Source organism: Bradyrhizobium sp. USDA 4461 (assembly GCF_054055655.1).
In genome coordinates this window covers 3,928,494-3,953,046 of the sequence record NZ_JBSRXM010000001.1, presented here as the reverse complement: position 1 = coordinate 3,953,046, position 24,553 = coordinate 3,928,494, and the positions used below count along the sequence as shown (strand labels likewise).

General features: G+C 58.2%; 19 protein-coding genes and 1 pseudogene. 5 read left to right on the top strand and 15 right to left on the bottom strand.

Annotation, left to right across the window (positions count from 1 at the left end; genetic code table 11):
* Positions 1–711 precede the first annotated feature (711 nt).
* The 12 genes and pseudogenes from ACVINW_RS18435 to ACVINW_RS18380 all read right to left on the bottom strand — a co-directional run bounded on the left by ACVINW_RS18435 (position 712) and on the right by ACVINW_RS18380 (position 15,669).
* A complete protein-coding gene (locus tag ACVINW_RS18435) occupies positions 712–1,593 on the bottom strand; it encodes a pantoate--beta-alanine ligase (RefSeq protein WP_456752615.1) in 882 nt (293 codons plus the stop codon).
* 197 nt (positions 1,594–1,790) lie between these two features.
* Complete coding sequence (locus tag ACVINW_RS18430) at positions 1,791–3,272, bottom strand: pentapeptide repeat-containing protein (protein ID WP_456752614.1); 1,482 nt, start codon at positions 3,270–3,272, stop codon at positions 1,791–1,793.
* A gap of 851 nt (positions 3,273–4,123) precedes the next feature.
* Positions 4,124–5,836: a dipeptide ABC transporter ATP-binding protein gene (locus ACVINW_RS18425; protein WP_456752613.1), complete on the bottom strand. Its 1,713-nt coding sequence runs from the start codon at positions 5,834–5,836 to the stop codon at positions 4,124–4,126.
* On the bottom strand, positions 5,837–6,691 hold the full coding sequence (locus ACVINW_RS18420) for an ABC transporter permease (RefSeq protein WP_456752612.1): 855 nt from the start codon (positions 6,689–6,691) through the stop codon (positions 5,837–5,839). It lies immediately after the preceding gene.
* Positions 6,688–7,677, bottom strand: coding sequence for an ABC transporter permease (locus ACVINW_RS18415; RefSeq protein ID WP_456752611.1), 990 nt, complete (start codon positions 7,675–7,677; stop codon positions 6,688–6,690). Before ACVINW_RS18415 ends, ACVINW_RS18420 begins: the two co-directional genes overlap by 4 nt.
* Positions 7,649–9,337 carry an ABC transporter substrate-binding protein gene (locus ACVINW_RS18410; protein WP_456752610.1) on the bottom strand — a complete coding sequence of 563 codons (1,689 nt, stop codon included), beginning with the start codon at positions 9,335–9,337 and terminating at the stop codon, positions 7,649–7,651. Before ACVINW_RS18410 ends, ACVINW_RS18415 begins: the two co-directional genes overlap by 29 nt.
* Positions 9,338–9,385: 48 nt before the next feature.
* Complete coding sequence (locus ACVINW_RS18405; protein WP_456752609.1) at positions 9,386–10,690, bottom strand: NtaA/DmoA family FMN-dependent monooxygenase; 1,305 nt, start codon at positions 10,688–10,690, stop codon at positions 9,386–9,388.
* 1,062 nt (positions 10,691–11,752) lie between these two features.
* Positions 11,753–12,133, bottom strand: coding sequence for a hypothetical protein (locus ACVINW_RS18400; protein WP_456752608.1), 381 nt, complete (start codon positions 12,131–12,133; stop codon positions 11,753–11,755).
* A gap of 300 nt (positions 12,134–12,433) precedes the next feature.
* The gene (locus ACVINW_RS18395; protein ID WP_456752607.1) at positions 12,434–13,291 is read right to left on the bottom strand and encodes an amidohydrolase family protein; all 858 of its coding nucleotides are present in this window, start codon (positions 13,289–13,291) and stop codon (positions 12,434–12,436) included.
* A 131-nt stretch (positions 13,292–13,422) separates the two neighbouring features.
* A pseudogene (locus ACVINW_RS18390) lies at positions 13,423–13,581 on the bottom strand (amino acid ABC transporter permease); the annotation flags it as partial.
* Between the two features lie 8 nt (positions 13,582–13,589).
* Positions 13,590–14,048 carry a plasmid pRiA4b ORF-3 family protein gene (locus ACVINW_RS18385; RefSeq protein ID WP_456752606.1) on the bottom strand — a complete coding sequence of 153 codons (459 nt, stop codon included), beginning with the start codon at positions 14,046–14,048 and terminating at the stop codon, positions 13,590–13,592.
* 337 nt (positions 14,049–14,385) lie between these two features.
* Positions 14,386–15,669 carry a cystathionine gamma-synthase family protein gene (locus ACVINW_RS18380; protein WP_456752605.1) on the bottom strand — a complete coding sequence of 428 codons (1,284 nt, stop codon included), beginning with the start codon at positions 15,667–15,669 and terminating at the stop codon, positions 14,386–14,388.
* Between the two features lie 1,300 nt (positions 15,670–16,969).
* Here ACVINW_RS18380 and ACVINW_RS18375 point away from each other — a divergent pair.
* Positions 16,970–17,218: a hypothetical protein gene (locus tag ACVINW_RS18375; RefSeq protein WP_456752604.1), complete on the top strand. Its 249-nt coding sequence runs from the start codon at positions 16,970–16,972 to the stop codon at positions 17,216–17,218.
* A 256-nt stretch (positions 17,219–17,474) separates the two neighbouring features.
* Positions 17,475–18,389, top strand: a complete 915-nt coding sequence (locus ACVINW_RS18370) for a hypothetical protein (RefSeq protein WP_456752603.1) — start codon at positions 17,475–17,477, stop codon at positions 18,387–18,389.
* A gap of 68 nt (positions 18,390–18,457) precedes the next feature.
* Here ACVINW_RS18370 and ACVINW_RS18365 read toward each other — a convergent pair whose 3' ends face one another.
* Positions 18,458–19,978 (bottom strand): tyrosinase family protein, encoded by a 1,521-nt coding sequence (locus tag ACVINW_RS18365; RefSeq protein ID WP_456752602.1) that lies wholly within the window; start codon positions 19,976–19,978, stop codon positions 18,458–18,460.
* Positions 19,979–20,292: 314 nt separating this feature from the next.
* On the opposite strand from ACVINW_RS18365, the gene ACVINW_RS18360 reads away from it, so the two are divergent.
* Both ACVINW_RS18360 and ACVINW_RS18355 read left to right on the top strand, forming a co-directional pair.
* The gene (locus ACVINW_RS18360) at positions 20,293–21,048 is read left to right on the top strand and encodes an outer membrane protein (protein ID WP_456752601.1); all 756 of its coding nucleotides are present in this window, start codon (positions 20,293–20,295) and stop codon (positions 21,046–21,048) included.
* A 70-nt stretch (positions 21,049–21,118) separates the two neighbouring features.
* A complete protein-coding gene (locus ACVINW_RS18355) occupies positions 21,119–22,240 on the top strand; it encodes a type III polyketide synthase (protein ID WP_456752600.1) in 1,122 nt (373 codons plus the stop codon).
* 159 nt (positions 22,241–22,399) lie between these two features.
* Here the strand turns inward: ACVINW_RS18355 and ACVINW_RS18350 are convergent, their stop codons facing one another.
* Both ACVINW_RS18350 and ACVINW_RS18345 read right to left on the bottom strand, forming a co-directional pair.
* On the bottom strand, positions 22,400–22,720 hold the full coding sequence (locus ACVINW_RS18350; protein ID WP_456756433.1) for an HU family DNA-binding protein: 321 nt from the start codon (positions 22,718–22,720) through the stop codon (positions 22,400–22,402).
* Between the two features lie 266 nt (positions 22,721–22,986).
* Positions 22,987–23,475 carry a hypothetical protein gene (locus ACVINW_RS18345; RefSeq protein ID WP_456752599.1) on the bottom strand — a complete coding sequence of 163 codons (489 nt, stop codon included), beginning with the start codon at positions 23,473–23,475 and terminating at the stop codon, positions 22,987–22,989.
* A 603-nt stretch (positions 23,476–24,078) separates the two neighbouring features.
* Between ACVINW_RS18345 and ACVINW_RS18340 the strand changes: the two genes are divergently transcribed.
* Positions 24,079–24,375: a hypothetical protein gene (locus tag ACVINW_RS18340; RefSeq protein WP_456752598.1), complete on the top strand. Its 297-nt coding sequence runs from the start codon at positions 24,079–24,081 to the stop codon at positions 24,373–24,375.
* Positions 24,376–24,553: the final 178 nt, after the last annotated feature.

Here is a 24,553-nt window from a genome sequence, read left to right as displayed (position 1 = left end):
GTCGAGGACCGCATCAATCGTGAGCTTAATCGGAGTGCGGAAGGCAAAAGCTCGACGTTGGAGCGGACTACTGGCTCATAGCCTCATTCGACGAAACGCCAGGTCCTTCACGCGCAAGAGCGCGACGGCTCGAATGCTCCCTCCTCTTCCGCCCGCACGCCATTCTCCACCGCGCCTTGACCTCAACAGGTCGCGGCATGCGAACGGATTTGGGAAGAAGGGTCATCACTTCGCGGCGGCTTTCGATCACTTGTGAATGGCCACATGTTCCGCATCGAAGAGGCGAACGCCGTCAATTGCCGCCTCTTCGAACACGGTCGATGGCGCGTGCCGGCGTGATGGCCGGCCTCTTCACGGCAAACAAGGCTGTCGGAATCCCCGCCCGCTCAGTCATATCGAGCATGCTCATCCGCCGAACAATACTGGCTTTGCACAGCAATGGGCCAAGCAGAGTTGCCGCATCTGGTTGCGAGCGGGTCGGCGCTCCAGCAGCGTATTCCAAAAGCGCAGGCAGTCTCCCCTGCCCTTTCCGGCGGCGAGGATCGCATTGACTTTTCCGAGATCAATCCGAGGCGGGAGTATGAGAGCTTTCGCCGCGAAGGCGGCGGTAGTCCTTTGCCGCCGCAAGGTAACCCGGATGCACCGCCGCAAGCCCGCTCGTGCGCCCGGACCGGCTCTTCGGCCGGTATATCCCGCCATGCAGAAGTCTGGCTACGGCTGTTCCGGCAAATCGATCCTGACGTCGGGAGGCCCATTCAGGAGCGTATCCTGATCCGGAACGTAGATGCTGTCGAAGACCCTGAGCCCATGAGCCATCGCCGCGCCGACGATGATGAAGGGGAGCTTGACTTGCTGCAGATCTTCGAAGCTATCAGCATCAACGATCCGGATAAAATCGAGTTTGAACTTTCGGAACGCTACTAGAGATGCGGCCGACATTGTCAGATCCTTGACGTACGAGGCTCCCTCGGCGACCTCCTTCCTCGCATGGTCGATCGCCGTGAAGAGATGTGAAAGCTCGTCGAGCTCGGACCGGCTAAAGCGTCGTAGCCGCGACGAAATCGGTACTCCGTTCCTGTATCTCACCGTGGGCACAAATCGTATCTCGCAATCAAGAAGCAGGTCTGCGACGGCGCGCTTCACCAAGATCGCCTGACCGATATCCTTCAGGCCGAAATAGCTGCGGGTCGGCCGCGCATAGCAGATCCAGCGGATTGCACCGGTCACGGCTTCCTTCAAGCGCTCCTGAGGCCCGTCCAGACGCAAATCATAGTCCTCTTGCGATACGAGCGTTCGATAGCCTGGCGGGAACATCTCGGCATCATTAGACGAAACTACAGCAGTCGCTCCTGCACGTAGTGCAAGCCTGATATCATCGTCCAGATTGAAATCGTAGCTAACACCTGGCTCAAACTGGCTCTTGTTCGGGTATACCGTGACAATTGCTACGTCATTCTCGATTGCAGCCCTTCTGATCAGTTCTGCATGGCCGCGGTGCAGAGCGCCCAATGTGTGTACCGTGCCGATCGTCTGGCCTGTTCTCGCGACTTCGCGAAGAAAGGTTCTGCCCGCTGAAATGGACTCCAGATGCATCTGTCTTACTCCAGTTCTTGAATGCAATAAGGTCTTTCCGACGCTCAGATCACGGCAGGTAGCTCGGCGTGTGCACCGGCAGAGCACGCGTACCCCAGAAGAGCGTTTCACGTCCACGGCAGCATGGGCATTCCTCCCAACCTGGACCAAGCCTGTAACGTTGCATCTCCTCCCCCTATTCCCATTTTCCGAAGGTGTCAGGTTGATCCCTCTCGACCACGTCTCATCAACGATGAAAATTCGGCTAGATAGTCTGTCGGCTCGCACGGCTGATCACCCTGCAAAGCAGCATGAAGCCCCGGACATCGATCTGCAAAAAACGGCGGCTCGAACGTGGTTATCTTTGCGCCCGAAAAGTCGACCTTCACGAAGCTGGCCTGGAACGGCGATATCCCACTTAGATTCGCGTCGCGCAAGCACGATTGATTCATGCGAATGTATGCGACGCGCGCTGCCTCCAGATTGCTGCCGGTCATTCCTGCCGCCAGATATGCCTGAACGAGATTGGCTCCTTCGAGATTGACGTGAGCCAATGCCATCGATTGAGGAGGATCACCGGTAATCATCGACCGGTAGAGGTAAGCCTGCGACAGATCTGCACTCTCAAGATCGCAGTCACGCATGAACGCACAGCGGCCACGAAAGCCGGTAAACTTGGCGGCCCGCATCGTGCTTTCCGTTATCGAAATGCTTTCGCCTGATGCCCGGGACAGGTCCGCTCCATCGAGTTGGCAGGAACGAAATGATGCGCCGTTCAACACGGCACCGACGAGATTGGCGTCGGACAAGTTTACGGACAGCAACCGCGCCTCGGTCAGATCTGCCTGTTCAAGCTCCGCCCTTGAAAGATTTGACAGGTGAAGATCAGCGAATGGGGCGCTCAGTGCTCGCGCCGTGATCTGGCCGCTCACCTTCGACAGTCTCAGATACGGAAGATGAGCGCCTTCCAGCACAAGACCGTCGACCGAGGTGGGACGCATGATCGATAAACAGTCGCCCTTTGCCTGCAAGAACGAGCAGGCCGCCAGATATGACTTCGTAATCGTGACCTGGCTCAGTTTGGCAAAGCGAAAAGACGCGGAAGAAAGGAAGCACTCGTTGATGGTCGAGCCTTGCAATTCCGCGCCATCGAATACAGCGGAACTCGCGTCGCATTGATAGGCGAGAAGTCCACTGAGCATCGCGTTATCAAAACGCGTTCTTTTCATGCTGCAGCCGTGAAACAGACTGCCGGTGGCATCAACTAAATTGCGCAGACTGGCATCATCGAAGTTGCAGACCTGTGCCGCAATCGCGTGCATATACGCACAATCGAGCTTGGCGCCACGGAAGCTCGCTCTCTCTAGCCCAGGACATATAAGGTTGGCCTCGGAAAGGTCTGCCCGATCCAACGTTGTTCCGTAGAGTTGCGCGCGATTGAGTGTGCAACGCCGCAACGGGAAATCGGAGAGGTCGAGACCCCTGAAGTTCTCGGAGGAGAGCTGCAGGCCGATCCCCGTTCTTCTGATCGCCTCCTCGGTTCGTCTTCCGACGGCCACCACTGCGCGCGACCGATCAGCAGCTCGGCTCCAATATCGAACAAATTCTCCATCGGATGAAAAGCTATTTTTCGGCCCGGCCCAGTTCTCTGATTCTTCGGTTGCGCTGCACTCGTTGTTAGCGCCGATCGTTTGCGACATGTCGACGATTCCGTATAGCCCGGATTACGAGCTGTCTTTTTTGTCGTGAGCTCTTCCCGCTCGGCAAATGCGGGCAAGCCACGCAATTACTCCACCGCCATCCGCCGAACCGCGGCTGGATGGGTCGATGACGCAGTAATTGCGCGGCGGCCCTTCGCGGCCGCGGTGGTACGCGCGTCGGCAGAATGTATCATCCCCTCCACCACTGCTTGTTGCGATGGCTCGCCGAGCCCGACCAACGTCGACAAGCAGGCTCGTTGACTACGCCGATATCCCAAAGACGCGATTTGGCTCGATGCAGCTCTTTCCGGAAAATGCGTCCGTCGACCGAATGCGCGAAGTTCACGTTCTTGTTTCTTTCTCAGAATGAAGCCACGGCTTGCGGCCGAACGTGATCGCTTATGTAGCGCCGTACTCGGCATTACCGAGCAATGACCGTGCCAGCCGATCAGCTGCGACAAGGGACTGAATAAATGCGATGAAATCGACATCGCCAGATCGACGCCAGGTGTTTTGAACCTGACAAAGGCCGTCTCTTGTCGGGGATCGCACCAGGTTCGCAAGGATCTCGTAACAAACCAGGTTCTGAGCTCGCTCGCGAGAGGGCGATGGCCCAGAAGGCTTACGGCACATAGTCAAGGAATTCGGCACGTTTCATCGTCGAGTTCGCTGGTGCACGAGCTCCACTGGCCCGCTTCGAGCGCCGGCCGATCCACCGCGAGCCACACACTGTGCTGGCGGGGCGATGAACGAGCGCGCAATCGTGACCACACCAGCGCGCAAAACGGCAAAAACTTCCGCGATCGAAGATCAGCTATTTAATGATCCAAAAAAGTCGAAACCGGCAGCATTCAGGCGATGCCTTCTTCGAGAATCGTCGACGAACGAATTATCTCAGGATCGCGCACGAGACGGGGCATGGCGGCGATAAGGCTTCTGGTATATTCAGATCGTGGATTGAGAAATATCTCATCAGTGGCGGCACAGTCGACAATTCTCCCGTGACGCATGACGATGACGCGATCGCTGATATGACGAACAACGCCGAGATCATGCGAGATGAAGAGGTAACTCATGCCGAGGTGGCGTTTGAGATAGCCGAGCAGGTCCAGGACCTGGGCCTGGATCGAGACGTCGAGCGCCGAAACCGGCTCGTCGCAGACGATTACGGCAGGATTTGGCGCGATCGCGCGGGCGATCGCGACACGCTGGCGCTGACCGCCCGAGAGCTCGAGCGGCCGTCGGTCAAGCAACGCCCGCGACAGTCCGACCAGATCGAGCAGCTCGAAAACGCGCGCGTAACGCTTGCGCGATGTCTCAACGTTACTCCAAAGGCTGTCGGATAAAATGCGTCCAACCGTCCAGCGTGGATCAAACGAGCTAAGAGGATCCTGGTAAATGACTGACATCGACCGCCGGCGAGCCCGCCGTTCGCGTTCGCAAAGCGTGGTCCAAGCTCGGCCTTCAAACTGAACGGCTCCCTCGTCGGGAGCCTCGAGCGCGAGGATCATGCGCGCCATCGTGGACTTTCCTGATCCGGACTCGCCCACGATGCCCAAAGTCTCGCCGGATCGCAATTCAAAGGAGACGCCGTCGACAGCCGCCCGTAAAGTGCCATCCGGCCCCTTGAAGCGCTTCACCAGGTTTGTCGCTTCGAGCACGACGGGAGGAGATGTCGGCGGCGATTCCACGGGTGCCTCCGTTCGCCCGCCAATAGTCGACGATGAGAGACGTGAGCCGCGCGGCCGGCCTGATGGCACGGCGTCCAGCAGCTGGCGAGTATAGGAGTGTCGCGGATCTCCGAATATCTGAGCGGCGGTACCGCGTTCGACGACCTCGCCTTGACGCATGACAAGGACCTCATCCGCCACGCGGGAGACCACTGCCAGATCGTGACTGATCAGGATCAGAGCTTTGCCCCGCGTTTTGGTTTCCTCGAGTAGTGCCAACACCTGAGCCTGCGCTGTCACGTCGAGAGCGGTGGTCGGCTCGTCCGCGATAAGGAGACGTGGATCGAGCGCAAGTGCTGCAGCGATGAGAGCCCGTTGGCGCTGACCACCGGACAATTGATGCGGCAGTTGCCGGGCCTTGATTTCGGGCTCGGGGACGCCGACGAGCCTGAGGAGAGCAATCACCCTCCGTGCGAGCTCCTGGCGCGACGAGACGGCACCATGCAGGAGCAAGCCTTCGCCAATCTCGTCGCCGATCCGACGAAGCGGGTCAAGCGAGACGAGCGCATCCTGCAACACGAAACCAATCCCGTTGCCGCGGATGCGCCGCCAGCCACGATCGTCGAGGCCGGTCAAGTCCGTCCCGTCGAAGCTGATTTGGCGTGCATGGACATTGGCGTGGCGACCAGCGAGGCCTATGAGAGCCCGCGCGGTCACGCTCTTGCCTGAGCCGGACTCGCCGACGATCGCAAGGCACCGGCCCGGTTGCAAGGAGAAGGATACATTGCGCACGACCGCTTTGGCGGCGATATCGCGCCCGAATGAAACACGCAGTGAATCGATCGTGAGGAGGTCTGCCTGCTCCGAGACAGGTCTGGGACGAGCCTGCAACATTCAGCTTTTTCCTTCCAGGCGGTCCTGCAGGTGGCGCCCGATGACGGTGAGGCTGAGGGCAAAACTCGTCACGGCCAGGCCGGGTATGATTTCCAGCCACCAGGCGTAGATCACATAGTTGCGCCCGGCATTGAGCAGCGCGCCCCATTCAGGGGCCGGGGGAGCAACGCCAAGACCCAGAAAGGCCAGGCCGGAGGCCCAGATGATCGCTTGACCGACGCCGATCGTCACCATTGCGGTCAGCGGGCTCATCGCGTTCGGAAGAATATGCCTCCAGACGATACGGGGAAAGGGATGTCCAAGCGCCTTGGCCGCCTCCACATACGCTGTCCCTTTGACAGAAAGCATCTGGCCCCTGACCATGCGCGCATAGCCTGGCGCCGTACCCAGACCGACGGCTATGACCTCAGTCGGTACCGACGGCCCAAAGATTGTCACGAACACAAGGGCGAGCAAGAGCGTTGGAATTGCGAACAGCAAGTCGAAAATCCGGCTGAGAAGGCTGTCGCATACACCACCAGCAAGTGCGGCGGCGACGCCGAGAATGAGCGCGATGGACATGCTCAGCGCGGTCGCACCAAGTCCGATGGCAAGCGACTGGCCTGCGCCCTCCAGCACTCGGGAGTAAACATCCCGGCCCAATTGATCTGTGCCCAGCCAATGGGTGATCGAAGGAGACTGCAATGACGAGCTCAAATCAATTGCGAGCGGATCGTGGGTCTGCAGCACCTTTGGCGCGATGGCCGCGAGGCCAAAAAAAACGATGATCGCAAGCGAGGCAGCAACCCGGAAGGGAACATGGCGGACGAATGCCAGCAGTTCTCGAGACAGGGTGACTTCTGCGAACATGCTCATGTCAGCTTGATCCTCGGATCAAGCATCCGGTAGGCAAGATCGACAATCACACTGACAAGGACGAACAGGCCGGCAGAGATCAAAACAGCTCCCGAGACAATCGGAACGTCACGCGAGGACGTCGCGGCGACAAGAACTCCGCCCAGCCCTTGACGGGCGAAAACGACCTCGATCAAAATCGCACCCGAAAGGAGCCTGCCGAGCGCCCAACCTGATAAGGTAATTGCGGGCAATACGGCATGGCGCAGGACATGGTGAAGCCTGACGCCGAAATCACTCATACCTCGGGCCCGCGCGGACGTAACGAAGGGCTGCTCGAGCACGCGCGTGAACTCATTCAGAACGACTTGTCCGATAAAGCCCGACAGTTCGAGAGCCAGCGCAAGGGTTGGCAGAACGAGTCCCATCGGCGAACTTTCCCCGACGACGGGAAAAATCCGCAAATTCACGGCAAAGACGACGAGTAGAATTGTAGCCAGCCAGTATGGCGGTACGGTTGCCAAGAAGACTTGCGCGCCCCCGAGGAGCTTTGACCATGCGTTGTCTCTGCCGGCGATCAACAGGGTGGTCAATATGGCGATAGCCCATGCCGTCAGCAGCGCGGCGAACGCCAGAACGATAGTGGGACCAATCTGCTCTGTGATGATCCCTGCCACGGGTCGATGCTGCAGGTATGATTCACCAAGATCTCCGTGCAGGATGTTCCATATGTATTTTGTGTATTGAACCGCGAGTGGTTGATCAAAGCCGTACTGCGCATTGATGGCTGCGAGCTCTGTCGGAGGCGCTGGCCCGACGTTGCCACTCCGTATGTTGATGATGATCTGGGCACGATCGCCGGGCAGCAAACACTGTATCAGGAACGCGAATGTTGCCGCAGCCCAGATCACGGCCGCACCGGCAAGTGTGCGGCGCGCGAACCAGACAAGCGGGTTGCGGAGTACGATCTTCACGGCGTCATTTCTTCTCATCAAAATGAGCGTCATAGAAGACGGGTTCACCCACCGACCCATGGTCCAGCCAGACGCCTTTCAGGTTGGGACCGGTGGCCAAAGTCACGTCAAGCACTGTCAGGCCAATCACAGGGGCCTCGTCCACGATCTTCCGTTCCGCCTGCTGATAGAGGTCGGTACGTTCAGCGCTATTGAAATTCTGCTCCGCCTTTTGGATCAGCTCCCAAAGCGCCGAATCCTGGAAACGCGACGGATTGAAGCGATTGGGTTCGCCATTCTGGTCCGGCTTCCATGAAATCCGGAATATCTCGGCGCCAGGTGCGACCCAATAGAGCAGCACGATCTCGTAATCATCGGGGCCGAGGTTTTTTCCGGCGAAGAAGTCAGCCGGATTGGTGGGTTGAAAACGCACGTCGAAACCAGCCGCCCTTGCCTGCTGCTGGATAACTTGCAAGGCTTGCTCGCCATCCGGCTTCAGAAAAGCGTTCGAATAGGAAACGCGCACGATCAGTGAATGACCGTTCTTGACACGGACGCCGTTACGGTCGCGTTCGGTCCAACCCGCCTGGTCGAGCAACTGATTGGCTTTCTCAATATCGTGGGCATACGACTGTCCGAGCTCGCGCAGGTATTCCGGCGAGCTCTGACTTAGCGCGCCGTTGCCCTCAAATGGCAAAGAGCCAAGGAAGGATGTGCCGACCGCGGCCTCTCGGTCAGTAGAATAGGCAAAGGCCTTTCGGACGAGCACGTCGTCAAAAGGCGGCCTGGCCGCATACAACGCAAGGCGCAGAGGGGTGCCGCCGGTAATATGCCGCAACACTGTAAAGCGGGAATGAGCGTCTTTCCAGGCGATGGCCGGGATATCGTATATGGCATCGGTCTCACCCGTGATCAGCGAGCCGTATCGGACAGTCTGATCTGGCAGAAACTTCCAGCTGATCCCGTCAACGTAAGCCGGGCCCTGATGTTTCGCGGTTGCCGGCGGCGAATTGTAATCGGGATTGCGGCGGAAGGTGACCTCCCGCCCATGGCGCCACTTGTCGACGATGAACGGACCTGAGCCCACCGGGTTCTCGCAATTCACTGCAAGTCCACGCTTGAGCGCGGATGGCGACAGAATACCTTGTGAGGATTGGGCGAGCACGTTGAGCAAGGGTTGGAACGGCACCTTCAAGGTTACCTGCAACCTGAGAGGAGCGATTGCCTTCGCCGATCCGAAGCTGTCGCCAAGATATGGAGCGGCAGTCGGATTGCGAAGATCGGGGTCATTGCTGAGCCATCCGTTGATATTGTCGGCGATGGCCTGCGCATCCAGGGGTGTCCCGTCCGTGAACTTCACATTCGGCTTTATCTCGAATGTGTACACCTTCTTATCGTCGGAGATGGTCCAGGACTCGGCGAGCCATGGCACGATCCTGCCGTCCTCGCCGCGCGCAACCAGATTATCGCTGTACTGGCGTTGCAGATACCATTGCTGCACCCACCCACCGAACAAGCAAGCAGGCTCTTGAAAATGCCCGTAACGAATAATGCCTCCTTGTTTCAGGCTGACGGCTGCCCCTTCTTGAGCATGAACGCTGGGCGTCCATTGCGAGAGGCCTGAGAGCGCGACAAGGATAGCCGCCAGTTTCCGTCCTGGATGGCTCGACCGGCCAGGGAAGCGCCTCGTTGATCGCGCGTTCGACAAAAGCATATCCAGGCTCCGATGTATTTGGTGTTGAGGAAGCGTCAGCGCGGTGAGCTAGTTGCGGCTCTTGCCGGTTTGGAAAGGAATCCCGAAGTGCTCGCGCAAGGTCTGCCCCTCATATTCTTTGCGAAACAGGCCGCGCTTCTGCAGGATAGGCACCACATTGTCGACGAAGGCCGGAGTGCCATCTGTCAGCACGTCCGGAATGATGTTGAAACCATCGACCGCGCCAGCGCGGAACCATGCCTCGATCGAATCCGCGATCTGCTCGGGTGCGCCCACGAGCATGCGGTGGCCAAAAGCTTGAACGCTGCTAATGATCTCGCGAACCGTCCGGCCTTGGCGGGCCAGAGTTTCAATCGTGCGATGGTGACCGACAGAAAACGGAACCTTATCTGCATCGGGCAAAATCTCCTCCGGGATCGGCCTTTCAAGGCTGAGCTTCTCAGCCGCCACCCCCATGCTTCGTGCAAGAGCGGCGATGGCGCGCTCCAGATCGAGCAGCCCATCAAGTTCATCTTTGCGACGAGCGGCTTCTTCCTCGGTTCCCCCGATGCACGTGACAAGTCCTGGCAGGATGAGCGGAGCTGCAGGGCGGCCGAACTGCCGAGAGAGCGCGCGCAGGCGCTCCGCCTCCTGCAATGCCGTTGTCAAATCCCCGGCTGCCGCAAACACGACATCCGCACTGCGGGCACCGAGCCGTAATCCGGGATCCGAGCCGCCCGCTTGAACAATGACTGGGTGGCCTTGGGGCGAAGCGGGATGCGTAAGTGGACCTCGGATGCCGAAACTATTCGTATCGGGTTCGAGGAGCCGGAATTGACTCTGATCTGCGTAAACTCCCGCAGCCTGATCGGCGATGATCATCTCGCCGCCCCAGCTCAGCCAGAGAGCACGGACGGTTTCCACGAAGTCCTCGGCGCGTCTGTAGCGATCCGCTCGCGGGACTTCTCGACCGCCAAAGTTTGCCACCGTCGCCGGGCTCGACGTCGTGACCGCATTCCAGGCGACGCGCCCGCCGCTGATGACATCGAGCGATTGGAAACGGCGGGCGAGATTGTATGGCTCATTGTAGGTTGTCGACGCCGTCGCAATCAGCCCAACCCGCTCGGTTTCGCGTGCAATCACGGTGAGGACCAGCGTAGGCTCAAGTCCATTGAGCGGCGGCTGGCGCGTAATGTCGAAACTTATCGCGGGGGTGTCGGCGAGGAATACGGCATCTAGCAGACCATGCTCCGCAACCTTCGCAGCCCGGACATAGTGCTCGATATCGAAAAAGGCGCTTGGATTTGTGCCCGGCCAGCGCCACGCGGCAGAATGACCACCGGCGCCATGAAGATTTAAGCCAAGATGAAGCATGGAACGAACCGAAGACATCACAGCACCGAACGGGGCGGCCTTTGAGCCGCTTGGTAGACCTTGAGTACAAACCGATCTCCGCCAACCATTTCGGCGGCCACCTCGCCCTTTCGCGCAGGCTCGCTCTGAATGCTCCCCGGACAGCCGACTCGAGGAACAGATAATAAACTGTCGACTGATGTAAGAGCGATGTCACCAAAGGGGCCTTGGCTACGTCCTATGATGTTCTCCGAGCGGGCGTGGTCAAGAAGAGCTTCGACCACGACGGTCGCCGAACGACGCTGGGGTGCGTGCAGCCTTTTTCCGACGATGAGTTGATTCCACACGAGTGCACTCACATCGGCTCTCCAGAATTCGTCAAGAGGCCGGCCCCTCTCAGGACGGTGTTTCGGATTCCCATTCGCGATCGAAACATTTGGACTCCAGACCGATCGAGCACGGCTTAAGATCAAAGGATCTGTAGAGGTCGAGAGCATCCAAACGCAATAGTTGAGTATTTCAATCTACTATCCACGGTTGGCATCCTCTTCTATTGCGATGCCTATCTTTGCGTCGCTTAATCAAAATGGTCTCTGATCAGGCTCACCGAACACGCCGCTACCTGATTGCAGCGGCTTCAATTGACGGCGCCGACTCGAAGCCGAACGACATGATTGATGCCTTCGAGGACACACAAGACATTTGGCGCGATAGTGTTGATCAACCGCTTGCTGCCGCGTTGCAAAGCTAGACTCGGCGAGTAGCCTGCGCACGAAGCCAGCCATCCGATAATGCGATGAAACATTCTAGATTTGCGATGCATCTATGAGGCAACGCCTGGCAGCTGAAAACTCTTCTGCACCAAGCGTGCCACCGCCTGCAGCATTCTAGAATGCTGCAGGCCTTCGGTTCATTATCTTGCAGGCGGCGGATGTCGCCGCGCCTTCCATCGGCATGGTTACCGAGGCAAACACTGTAGGAACGCCGTCTTCGCACCCCTTTTCGTCAACCGCGCCGACACGTCCACGGAATCAGCTAGCTCTGTACATAAGGCTCATGCCTCGAGCGCCACGATCGCTTACATCAACCGAAATCGAGTAATTCGGCATCGGACTGCGCCACTTGCCGGCACATCGGGTGAGGCATGCGCCTCGTGATGAATAGCGCGCTATTCTGCGTCAACAATGCCAGATCGGAACGCCATGCCCAATGTCGACGTCTGCGGCCGTCACTGACGGGAGGAGACGCCGCGATCGATATTGCATTTTTTGTGACGTGGTGGTCAGCTTCGCGATCCGCCCAGGGCTCGAGCGGCGTGGGGGCATGCACAAGCCTGGCAGGGATGGTAGACGGCGTTAGTGCAGGGAGAATCCGGCCGGCATTATTCGCCGCATAGACCGTGTCCCAGGCGCCCGCGCGCTTGAAGAGCCACGGCGCCTCGAAGAAGTCGGCGAGTGCCTTCACTGGCACGGGTTTGCCTACTGTCTCCCCAGGCGAGCGCCGCGCAGCTGGGTCGAAATGTTCGCCCATACAGATAGGCGGCCCCATCGTCGTCCACGAAGACGGTTGGACCGATATTCTGGATGCCGTTGGCCGTCGGCAGGCGCTGCGAAACGGCCCTTCATGTCGTATATATCTGCCCCGTTTATGTCAGCCCACTCCCCGCGAGTACCACGTCGCGGTACCGATCGTCATTGCAACCTATTTCATGGCTGCAAAAGCCTTCCGGGGGTCGTCGACACACTTTGAACGGTTGTCCGTCGTTCACGGCTGAGTCATATCCTCCCGATTCGCCTTCCGAAAGAACTGCAGTGCGTTACCGCGCATGATCCGGTCAATCAGGTCACGGGTATCCTCAAGCGCGATCCAGCCCTCGGCGACCAATTGCGAGAGAGCTCGTGCGATTCCACGGCGCGCTACGCACGTATGGCCATAAATTGGCTCGACAGCGACATAGTCGCCACCGAAGGTGAAGATCTTGTTGGACGGCACCGCCATCAAGAACTCCTTCAGAAAGCGAACGCCCGCCACCGGATTAATGATCCATGCCCAGCACATGTCGATCGCGGCGTTAGGGAAATGTTTGGCCAGTGCGATAAACTCGTGCTCGTATGGATATCCGATATGCATCAATACGAATCGGGTTTCGGGAAACTCCTGCAGCAGACGGCAGACGTCTGCTGCATTGCCGCGAGTACGGGCGAGTTGCATCACGCCGTAGCCAGCCAAAACACCGGTGTGCAGTTTGACGGGTAAGCCGTACTCGCCAGCCTTGCCGACGCAATAGCGGAATAGATAGTCTTGCAGCGCTTTGAGGTCTTCAGGACCAAGGGCGTGCAATGCGCCGGCTCTGTCGGCATGGTGGGGGAATAATCTTGCGGCATGCGCCTTGGCGACCGGCGCGAAATCGAGAGCGCGCGAATAGGCAATCTGCGATTTTACAGCCACGGCTTTGGCGCCGTATGTTGTGAAATAAAAGTCGATAACTTCGAGCCATTCATCGAGCGTCGTCGGGCCTCGCCCCGTTTCGGCTTCCACCCACGCAAAATCAGCGGCACTACACCGGCACAATTGAAGGATGCTTATGTCGTGGTCGAGCAACCCCGGCTGCTCGGTCTCCATAAAGATGCGCTGTAGCGAATTGACGTGGCAGCCTTTGATGTTTGCCAGATCCAGAATGCGTGCGTAAAAACCTGGCCGAACAGTTTCATGGTATTTCTCGGCGATGCGGGGCAGGCTTTCGGCGGTCAGGTGCGGTTCTGCACGATTCGACCTATACCGACGACGACTCCAATTGCCAATGCAATCCACCAGCCGAAGAAGGCAAGCGCCAACGTCCAACCAAGACCCGAAAGCAGCCAGTCGATGTAACGCTGACCATCCATGGTCTTTTCAAGAAGAACTCCGAACATCGCGAACCTCACGATTGCGGGTTTGCACGACGACCATGCTCCGCATGGTCGCTCATCGTGCGTGTTGTGCCGGTACTAATCGATCGCGTCACCACGGCGGCCTCGAGCGTCTTCCGGTCGACGACGTTGGGATCGAACTGTTCGGGCCCCCAGAGGCGCATATTTTCACCGTCCGTCGACGCGTTGTCGAACCACTTTTCGAGCTTGATCACATGATCCCGGCTGTCGCCGAAGTCATAGAGATAATGAATCGTCTTGGCGCCGGTCTCTTGAACGATATCGCAGAGCCGCGCTTTGCTGGCGTCCAAGGGCTGGTGGCCGTAATCGTCGTGGGGACCAGGAATCCCCCAACGGACCTCACCAGCGAAGAACTCGAAGAGGTGGCTATTCGTCCAGCCAAATGGCGCCTGAAGCGTCAGATGTAGCCGATCAAAGCGCAGGGTAACGGGTACAACAAGGCGACGCATCAAAAGCCCAAAACCCGAAACGGTTAAACGTTATACTCGGGCGCTTCGTCAACCGTAACAGCGGCAGCCTGCGGCGATCCGAAGGGCGGTGATCGCGGTCGGGCACGGGATCGGGCGGCAATTGCGAGTTGGTTTCGTTCGTTGGCCCACGGGTCGCGCCGTCTCCGAATGGCTCGAAATAGAGTGAGATTGACGGCCTGCCGGCGATTTCCCTGCTGAACGCATCCAGCAATGCTATTACGTGTGCCTCGTGCGACAGCTTTCGGGCGCGCAGAACAATGAGGCCGCACGCTGCGTCATCAGCGTGCCGCGCGTCCAATCCGCTGTGATCTCCCGCTCAAGCCGCGTTCAGCGCCTGCGCGAGGTCCGCGATCAGATCGGACGGGTTCTCGATCCCGATCGACAGCCGGATGGTGGAATCGAGCACGCCGATCTTTTGGCGAATATCGGCGGGAACGCCGGAATGGGTCATGGTCGCGGGCAGGCTCGCGAGCGACTCGGTGCCGCCGAGGCTCACCGCCAGCTTGAGGATTTGCAGCGCATTGAGGAATTTCACCGCCGCCTCCTTGCCGCCGACGATGTCGAACGAGAAGGTCGATCCCGCGCCCAGGCATTGTCTCGCGAACACCCGCCCCGAGGGCGAGGCCTGCTCGTGATGACCGAGATAGTGAACCCTGGCGACCTTGGGATGGTCGCGCAGATAGCTCGCCACCAGGCACGCATTCGCATCGGCCTTTTCCATGCGCAGGCTCAGCGTCTCCAATGAGCGGTTGATCATCCAGCACGAATGCGGATCGAGCTGGGTACCGATGGCGCCGCGCAGCGCCTTGATACCCTTCATGATCGCCTTCGATCCGAGTGCGGCGCCCGCAATCAGGTCGGAGTGGCCGCCGACATATTTCGTCAGCGAATACAGCGACAGGTCCGCACCGTGCTCGATCGGCCGCTGAAACACCGGGCCGAGCAGTGTGTTGTCGCAGGCGATGATCGGCGTATGTCCCTGGGCCTTGCCGATAGAATCGGCGATGCGGCGGATCATCGCGATGTCGACGAGGCCGTTGGTCGGATTGGCCGGGGTCTCGATAAGGATCATCGAAACCCGCCCCCTCCCCGTCGCCTCCTCCGCGGCCTGCCTGACGGAGGTTTCATCGATGCCGTCGGCAAAGCCGACCGCGCTGATCGACAGGCGCGCCAGCGTGTTCGTCAGCAGGGTCTCCGTGCCGCCATAGAGCGGCTGGGAGTGCAGGATGACGTCGCCGGGCCGGACGAAGGCGAGGATCGTGGTCGCGACCGCCGCCATGCCCGAGGAGAACAGCGCACAGCCGTCGGTGCGCTCGTAGACCGCGAGCCTGTCCTCGACGATCTCGCTGTTGGGGTGGTTGAAGCGCGAATAGACGAGGCCCGCCCCCATGCCTTCCGGCGGCTCGCGCCGGCCGGCGACGTAATCGAAGAAGTCCTGGCCGTCTTCGGCGGTCTTGAACACGAAGGTCGAGGTCAGGAACACCGGCGGCTTGATGGCGCCCTCCGACAATTGCGGATCATAGCCATAGGTCAGCATCAGGGTTTCCGGATGCAGCATATGGTTGCCGATATGGGTCTTCGACGGGAACGGTTTTACCATGGCTGCCTCGCTGTTCTGATGCTCGCCGCGCGTTGCGGGCCGTATCGGTGGGACACTTGTGCTCACAAAATCGAGCCTGTATGCAGGTTTGTCAGCACCTGCTCCGGCAGCGGATTTCCAGACAGATCTAACTCGGGATCAGCGCTCAACTGCGTCAGTAGGTTCTCGGATAAGGCTTCTTCTCGATCCTTGAGTGGGCCCCACGTCCCGCTCGGCAGCCCAATTTTCAACCGTCTGGTCTTGGTCGTCCTCCGCATGAGCTGAATCTGCCGCGTCGTAGCCTGTCAGCACTCCGTCCCACTGCGCCCCGGCCTCGTTTTCCTGCCCCTCTCGTTCGTTCGAAGAGATCCCATCGCCGCGCAGAATCTGTCCTGCCTCAAAAGGATCCATTCCATACTCCCTAGCCAGGACTGAGTAGACTCAGTCCACTACGATACGTTGTAACCTCTGAAGCACTTACCTGTCGGTAAGCTGACGAAGAAGATTACGATTACCCACATTTTTGAGTCAGAGTTTCGCTCCCGTTGCGATATCGATGAATCGCGATAGTCCGCGCCACATGATCAGATTCCCTAGTGGCGCATCGTTGGCGCGGACGAGATAGCCGCCGAGCCTGGCTGATCTTGATGAGATAATGCGACAATATCTTTCGTTGGGTGCTGACTGGATCTGTCTTTGACGAGCCGATCAAGCAATTGGATTTCAGCTTTGGTCAGCGCAAATTCCGGTGAGACATTTGGGGGTGAACGATTGAGCATCGTCATCCAAAAAATGCGCCAGCTCACAATGCAGAACAGTGAGATTAGATTCGCAATCGCTGAGCAGTCCGCAGTTGCGAGTCCTCTGCCCTACAGCCGGATTTGAGTATCTTGTGGAAGACCTCGATCTTCCATCGCAGGGAATATCATTCGAGTTTCTCGATCGCCCCCTTCGCGATTGCACCGGAAAATCGGTCAGGAGTTTCCATTCAATCTTCTTTCTGTTCTTTGGCGCTCCTCTTTCATCAGCGGGGATTACAGTCAAAGTCAAAGCGGGATGCCGCGACTGCTGGTCAGCGCTTCCCGAACGACGATCGGGACAGCCGCGCACCGTAATTGCGCCGAGAAATTGTTGCTCCTCGGTGGCTACTACACCTCGCAAATGAGACCGCCATGAAATTGACTGGCCGCCGAGCCAGACCGAGCGGGATAGCAAGCGAGTATTGCCGCCAGAAGCGCTAGAAGAGGTTGACAGACATTGCACTTTTCGCGAGTAACGTTACTATGCACAACTACCGTGGCCCTCAGTGTGGAGTGTGCTCATGGCCGAAATTCTCTTCCGCGCGGGTCAGCGTCTCGAGCGGCACTTTCGGGGCATCGATTCACGATCGATGCAAGCCTGCCTCGGCAGCCTTCCTTACGCAACTCAAGCTCAGGATCGTTGCGCCTCCGCCGGGCTGCGTCTGCCAGACTTTCGCACTGCCGGATTTAGCGACGATGGCGCCATCTCGCCAAAGTCAGCTGCGATGAACAATGGGCGGCCGGCACAGTCGCAAGGGCTGGATCTTTAAGCAATGAAACTCGTCAGCTGATCGACAGCTAAACCCTCTAGCATGAGACCATCTCTATCCGGACAAGGCTGGGCTTGATGGGCTCAAAATCTGGAACAGAAGGAGCCGGATCCCCTCAACATACCGCCCCGTCGAGAACCAGATCCGCTCCATTTATAGCCGTTTGTGCATGTCTCGGTTTCCGACCCTCGCGGCTCGCTCAAATCGGATCAACTTGTCCGATTGATATCGACAAGGCTACCAAAGGGAAAATGGAATGAACCCGTTTGACAATATCAGCCCGTCTGCGGCTTCTACGAATTGCGTCGAGCAGCAACAGGAAGAAACGGGACAAGCAGACTTTGAGCAGCGGCTTGGAGAGCCTCAGCCGAGCCTACGAACATCTGATGCACCCGGGGCCGGATCGTCCCGGACTGACACGGAAGGCAATTTGAGAGCGCAGGCTATTCAGGGGGACGAACGGTGCGCAGCTGCATCCTTTATCAGGACGCGCGCTCAGCTTGCCGCGACGCTGACCTGCGCAACCGTTGCGGAACTCAGAAGAGAAATCGAACTCGCTGCGCAAAAATCGGCACGATGGTCGAAAGCAACTGGGCCATCAGCCGGCGGCATCGATAGTGGCCGCGTTTACGACGAGGTGGTGGCATCGTCGTACGCTGAGCTGCAGCGCTTTCAAAATCACGCCAGCGATTGCAAGCCACATGTACTGGACCGTCAAAGCGCGATGGACCATTTGTTTTCCATGGCGGCTTTGCGTTACGACGCCGCCCCCTGGAATATTTGGGGTGGCCAACAACTTGATCTGGGTCGCGCAGCGGCAGCGCACATGAGAGGGGACACCTATTCTTCGCCTTTTGTATCACTGTCCGAGGAGGCCTCACAACTGCTCCTGTCGCCGGACGATGATAACGAGTATGGCGCCAAAGCAATTGCGGAAAGTGCGAACGAGTTGCACACCTACACGGTGCCACGGGTCACCACCTGGACGGCCGAAGAGATCGTCAGGATCCTTGAGGACGGGACCGAGAATGATGAGCCCAATCTTGCATGGGTGAGCGATACCCCAACCGAGGAGCGCGAGGTACTGTTTCTGGGCGGGAATCTGGATGACTATCGGACCGCTAGCGAATCGAATCCATACAGAAAGTCAGAGACGAGCGGGCAAGGCTAAAGGGTGCGAGAAAACGCGACAACTCTTGTTGCGCTGCTGGGAAAAATCGGAAGCAGCGTTCGCGGCATCTATAATGCCTGATCGGAGTGTGGCCAGCGGGGGAGCTGGCCGGGTAGCGCATGTCGACCATCAAAGTGTCCGCCGAGATCTGTACCGTCTTCAATTCGTCGCACTTGTCGTCGGAGGGAAGCGACGGTATTTCGCTCGCCGATAGCCCAATATGGCCCGTTATAATAATCGCCAGAGCTCCACTCCCACCAGATACGGTCGATGTTGACGTGAATCGGCCAGGATACCGAGTCGTAGGACGCCGTCAGATTGCTGAACATGTCGCCGAGGCCTGGCTGGGAATAGAGATCCGATCGCGCGTGGAAGCGTGGCGACCACCGACCTGGGCGGCGTCGTTGACCGCCGGTCCATATGTGCATGGTGTTATGCGGGTTCTGGTCGAGGAAGCCGAAAGCAGCGTCGTAAATACTGCCGCCGCCGAAGTCGCGGAAATTGTTGAGGCTCAAGATCTGGGTAATGTCAACAGCCGACGGGTAGTGATAGTGGATCACTTGGTTGATGGTGCCGCCGCCGGCATACTCGGCGGGATAGCGCAGCGGATACCAGAGAGCGTGGGTCACAGCCCCATAGCCGATCGTGGTGACCAGGTGGCAGAAGAAGTGGTGTTGTGAGGTGAAGTAGGTGCGCTCGCGTGCGCGCGCGAGGACTGCCTTCTTCTGATCCGCCGTCGGCGCGGGATCAAGCACCGCTAACAGAGTCACAGCCGCTTCTTTAGTGAGATACGCCTTCATCGACTTGGGAATGATGCAACCCTTGTCCGGCTCCTCCGGACGGTACTCGGGCATCGTGAAGTCCCAGTACGGCAGCATGAGCCCGGGTTCGAAGCCTTGCAGGTTCTGCTCGAACTCATAGAGATAAGCGCGATGCCAGGGCAGGAAGCGCTCCCAGCCGTGCTGGCAATGGTTTTGATGGATCAACGCCTGGTTGTTGTAGCTGCGCCGGTCTTCCGGCCAGCGGTTCAGCGCGTAAAGTTGACGAAAGCCGCGGCGTAGACGATCAAGCTGAGCCTCGCCCATGCAATCGATGTTCATGCGTCGTCCCGGCTCACCGACTTGGCTGGTCGGCGAATAGCCGTCGGCAGCCACTGCAAACTCTGCGATCTGGCTCGTGCGGACTCTGACAGGCGGTGCTGGCTCGCCGGGCGAAAGCGCGACCGGAACGCTGGTCGTCTCGTCCGGACAGCCGGCGTCAATCCACTCGGCAATGTGGTCGATATCCGATGGAGATACCGTCCGGCCACGGTAGCGAGGGAAACGGTCACCGTCGAATGGCGCTTCGCCTCGCAATCCCTTGATCAGCCCGGACGCAGCACTCCGCGTGCGAACTGGAGCACAGCAGGCATGGCCCGCCGCTAACGGCGCGACCATCTTCACGCCGAAAATCTCGGCCTCCTCAAGCGCCCGAGCACCCATGGTCCAGAACCGTCCGGCACCACCATAATCAGCGGAGCTCTCGCCCGCAGCTTCATCGAGTATCGCCTTCACGCGCGCATGGGCGATCGTAAGCGCTCTGGTGTCCATTTCACTCCCCGAAGAAGCAAACTCAGGATGCCCGCGTTGCGGATGGTTTGTTCCTGGGAGGCGCACAGCTCGCGCGAGCATCGCCAAAATATCCGGCGACGACCGAGCCAGCTTCGTCCGACATGTCAACCTGCCGCGAAATCCCGTCAATGTGTCCGGCGGCGCTAAACCCATCGACGATGGCAAAGCGGCTCGGCGCGACAAACTGATATGACCCACACAGAAGAAGACGAGCCATTTAAGCCCAGAGACGGATGCAATCTTTGTAGTCACCTACCAAACCTATCAATTGATCAAGAAGACAGACACATGGCATGCATCTGCGTTCCGTGAACACCGTCAAGAGGTTTGAGTTCGGAACCTGGTCGAGAAGAATGAAAAGGCGCCTCCTGGGTATAACAGTCATCATATTGTTGGCCGCAGCTGTCGCTGGTCTGACCGTGCGGCTTTGCAAGCGAAGCGGTTCTGACATCGATATTGATCGCGGCAGCGGCCGTCGACGCTGGGAGTTCGTCAACGCTGGCGATGTGGTCCGTACGTCTCCTCCCGCCATGAGATGTCCTGGTGGGACAGGAAGACCGCTGGGCGGCCAAATCGGTTTCCGCTGGCAGATAGCCAATTCGGTATTCGGCATCGCGGTGAACGGCACTTGCGCCAATCCCGAGGACTCCGACGATAACATTGTTCTGCTGAGCCTTCAGGATGAACGCCAGGTAGCTACGCGCGGCCCGGTTAAGGATCCACTCGGTTACACCTGGAATGACGTCCTCGTGTACGTAAACGGCGCCGCTGCGGTCGCCCGCAATAAATATCAGCCCTGCGAGCTGGCGACTCCGCTGCAACTCGTCAACGGCAGCGAAAGCCAACGGGACGATGCAGCTGGAGTAGAGGCCGTAAGGTCTCCCTTTCCGCCCACCAGGCCGTCAGCGCTGAGTACGATTGCGTGCTCATGGGTCCTGCGCTCACTGGTTTTTGCGCAACCGGGATCGCAGGCGTTTCCAACGGGAGGTACCGCAGGAACCGCCGGCACTGGGCAGGACATCAACATAGGTTTGGTCCACGTGAACTAACGGCCGGAAGTCGCGGACGTCCTTGGTCTTCGCTTTTGTGTAAATTCATGTCGAACGACAAGAGTAACTGATGTCGAGAATTTTGGCTGTTGGGACGGCTTTGCCACCATTCCGGTTTTCGCAGACTGACGTCAAAGCTTTGGCAGGTCGCCACTTCGGATCCAAAATGGAGAAGCTTAAGCGATATCTTACAGTATTCGACCATGCGCTCGTCGATCAACGCTTCTTTTGTGTTACGCCAGAATGGCTTCTCACCGATCATCGCATAAGTGAGACAAACCAAATATATCTGGATTGGGCAAAGGAGCTCGCGTGCAAAGCGACATTGCTCTGTCTCAACCGGGCTGGCGTTAAGCCCGAGAAAGTCGATCGGGTCATGTTCGTCTCGACGACAGGGATAGCGACCCCTAGCCTCGACGTGGACCTGATCTCCAAAGTCGGATTGCGAGCAGACGTGGGACGGACGCCGATATTCGGCCTCGGATGCGCTGGGGGAGCATCGGGAGTAAACTTGGCGGGAGTCCTTTGTCGAGCAACCAACGAACGCATTCTCCTCGTTGCCGTGGAGTTGACTTCCCTTACGTTCCAGCCAAATGATCTCACCCCGAAAAACGTTGTCGCCTCAAGCCTCTTTGGAGATGGCGCTGCTGCATTATTAATCGGGCCAGCCGAGAGCGGCTCTGGCAAACTGGACGTCGTGAGAAGTACGAGTTTGCTTCACCCGGACTCGACTTCTCTCATGGGCTGGCATTTTGGCGACTCCGGATTTGAAGTCGTGGTCTCCGAGCGCATTCCATCAATGATTAGCGAATTGATGCCACGTGCAATGGAATCGTTGCTCGCGGAGGATGGCATCCTGCCAAGCCAGGTGAAGAGCTTCGTCTTTCATCCCGGAGGAAGAAAAGTATTGGAGGTTTGTGAGCAGGGCCTTGGGCGGTCCTCTGAGAACTTCTTTTCGAGCTATGAGACGCTTCGACTTCATGGAAATATGTCCAGCGCAACTGTGCTATTCGTTCTGGAACACGTTCTGGCGCATGAGGAGCAAGCGCCGGGATCATACGGCATCTTAGGCGCCTTTGGGCCAGGCTTCTCGGCCGAACTGTCGCTACTGAAATGGGCTGACACCGAAAGGGCACAGCCAACGCCCGCAAATCTTGAGTTGTTGGGTGACCGATCGAAGCACGTCTCTTAGTCGTGGTACCCGGCATCACCAAATTCGTTGCCGGTGCTGTCTGACGCCCGCGTACACGAGATGCTACCGCTGGTCTGCTCTGTTCAACGGTACCCCAGAAGCGCCCGCAAGACGGTGTCAGTCACAGCATCGCTCGGGAACCGACCTGGACGTCCTCTCTTAGACAACCTCAGACGGCGAGTTGATCGATTTGGAGTTCTCGTCACGGTTAAGGCGCTCATGCATTGCCCTGCTGGTCTTGAAGACCGGAAAGCGCTTTTGCTCGATTTGCATGTACTCGCCCGTTTTTGGATTACGGCCTATGCGAGCCCGCCGATGGCTGACCGAAAATACGCCGAAGCCCCGCAATTCAACGCGGTCACCGCGCGCGAGCCCCTCAACGATCTCATCGAGGATTGCGCTCACAATATTGTTGACGACGCTCTGATAAAGATGCGGGCAGCTGTCGGCGATACGTTGGACGAGTGTGGACCTGATCATCGGCGCCGCTGATGCGTTTTTTTGGGAAGTGGCCATTTGCTCGACGCATTGGCAATTGTCAAGATCGCTTTGTACCGACGTTGACGAAGAAACATCGTCGCGCGATGAACAACCAGCGTTTGCTAGCGCCTTTCAAATGGAACGCGCGACATGGCCTCGACTTATGTTTGATCGGTAACCGGACCTCTCAATGTTGGCAACGACAGATCCATAATGTTTGCAAAGCGGCGCCCCCCGGCATCGACTCCACTATCGATTGCTCCAGCTCAAGCCACATGGCGATGGCTGGCAACGCTGTCTCTGTCTGATTGATCGAACGGAGATAGGAGTGCCGCCCGGTCCGGTAGTCCGACACGGAATGAGCCCTTGTCGATGGCAGCTGGTTTCGCTCTCGAACCCTTTAGCCAATCCGGCACTTGCCTTGGGCCGGCGATCCACGACACAGGGATGATCCCAGCAAGCGCGATCAAAGGCAACCGCCAGCACGGTGACATCTCGCTGTGGCCCTGGATTTCCAAAGGACCGATCACGGCCGGTGCTTGTCCGATCCGCTGCAGAGCCATCGCGGCCAGATCACCCGGGCGTTTCATCAATGTCGGCGAGCACTGGATAACCGCGTGCTCGAGCGACGCCAATGCATCGCTTCGCGGATGGCCTGCCACCGATAGGTCAATTCCGGCGCGCCACGCCTTGTCGAACGTGGCGGTGACGGCCGCCGGCATTCCCGGCAGATCCTTGATGGGAAGTTTGCCCATCTCAACGTCCGAAAGCGTGCCGCCGACGACTTCCGGAGGACGTTGAGATCGACCGGTTGAGGAAGGCAGCCCGCAACTCGCCGCAAGCTGCGCGATACGCCTCCGTACGAAACGTTCCAAACTGTGGCTGAGAGAGCACGCTAATAGACGCAACTGGCGACCCCTCCAATGTTCCAGACCTCGTCGAGTTTCTGGGCCGGAAGCATCGCACTCCTGAAAATGCAGAGCGGCCCTCTCCAAGATCACGAACGGCCAGCCGCCAGTCCTCAAGAAGGACGGCAGGGACGCCGACAAGATAGGGGAAAAAAACCTACGGACTCGACGATCTCGACGGCTTCGATCCGGTCGGCACGGCCAAACCTGACGACGACGCCATATCCAAGGCCTTCAACGAAATGTCAGCGTTCGACGAACATGGCACGCTTTCGACATAGGAGATCAAGCCCCCAGGGACGGGCAAGTCCCGTTTGGATAAAGGATCCGTCATCCTGGCGTTCACATAGCCAAGCCGCAGTATGTTCGGTCATGGAATTAGGACCTAGCCCGGCGCCGACTTAATATGGTTTGGTGTGTGGTGATAGAAATGAGAAGCGTGGTGCTTCAATGTACATGGTCATTCGCAAGTACACCAAGGTTCGTTCGGTTGCGGATGCCGCCCGCCGCGCGAAAAGCGGCATCGGCCAACTTCTAAAGGAATCACATGGATTCAAATCGTATTATGTGCTGGACGGAGGTGACGGCGTCGGTGTCGCTGTGATGATATTCGAGGATCGCGAAAGCGCCAATGCGGCGAGCAAAACGGTCCTGGAGTTCGTTCAAGCAAGTCTGCATGATCTCAATCTTGGAGACCCCGAAATCACCGCAGGGGAGATATTGGTGAATATCCAATCCGATCAGTAGCGCGTATCGTGGAACGATAACTCCAGAGCCCTAAAAACAAACACAGCTTGCCCGTATCGTTGCGGCTACAGATTGGATCGTTTCGTACAGAAGGATCCGCTAATTAGCTTGGGATTTGTGCCTTTTCGAGAGCGGCTGATGGCAACAAATCAGTGATGCATAAAACGCTGCCAGGCAC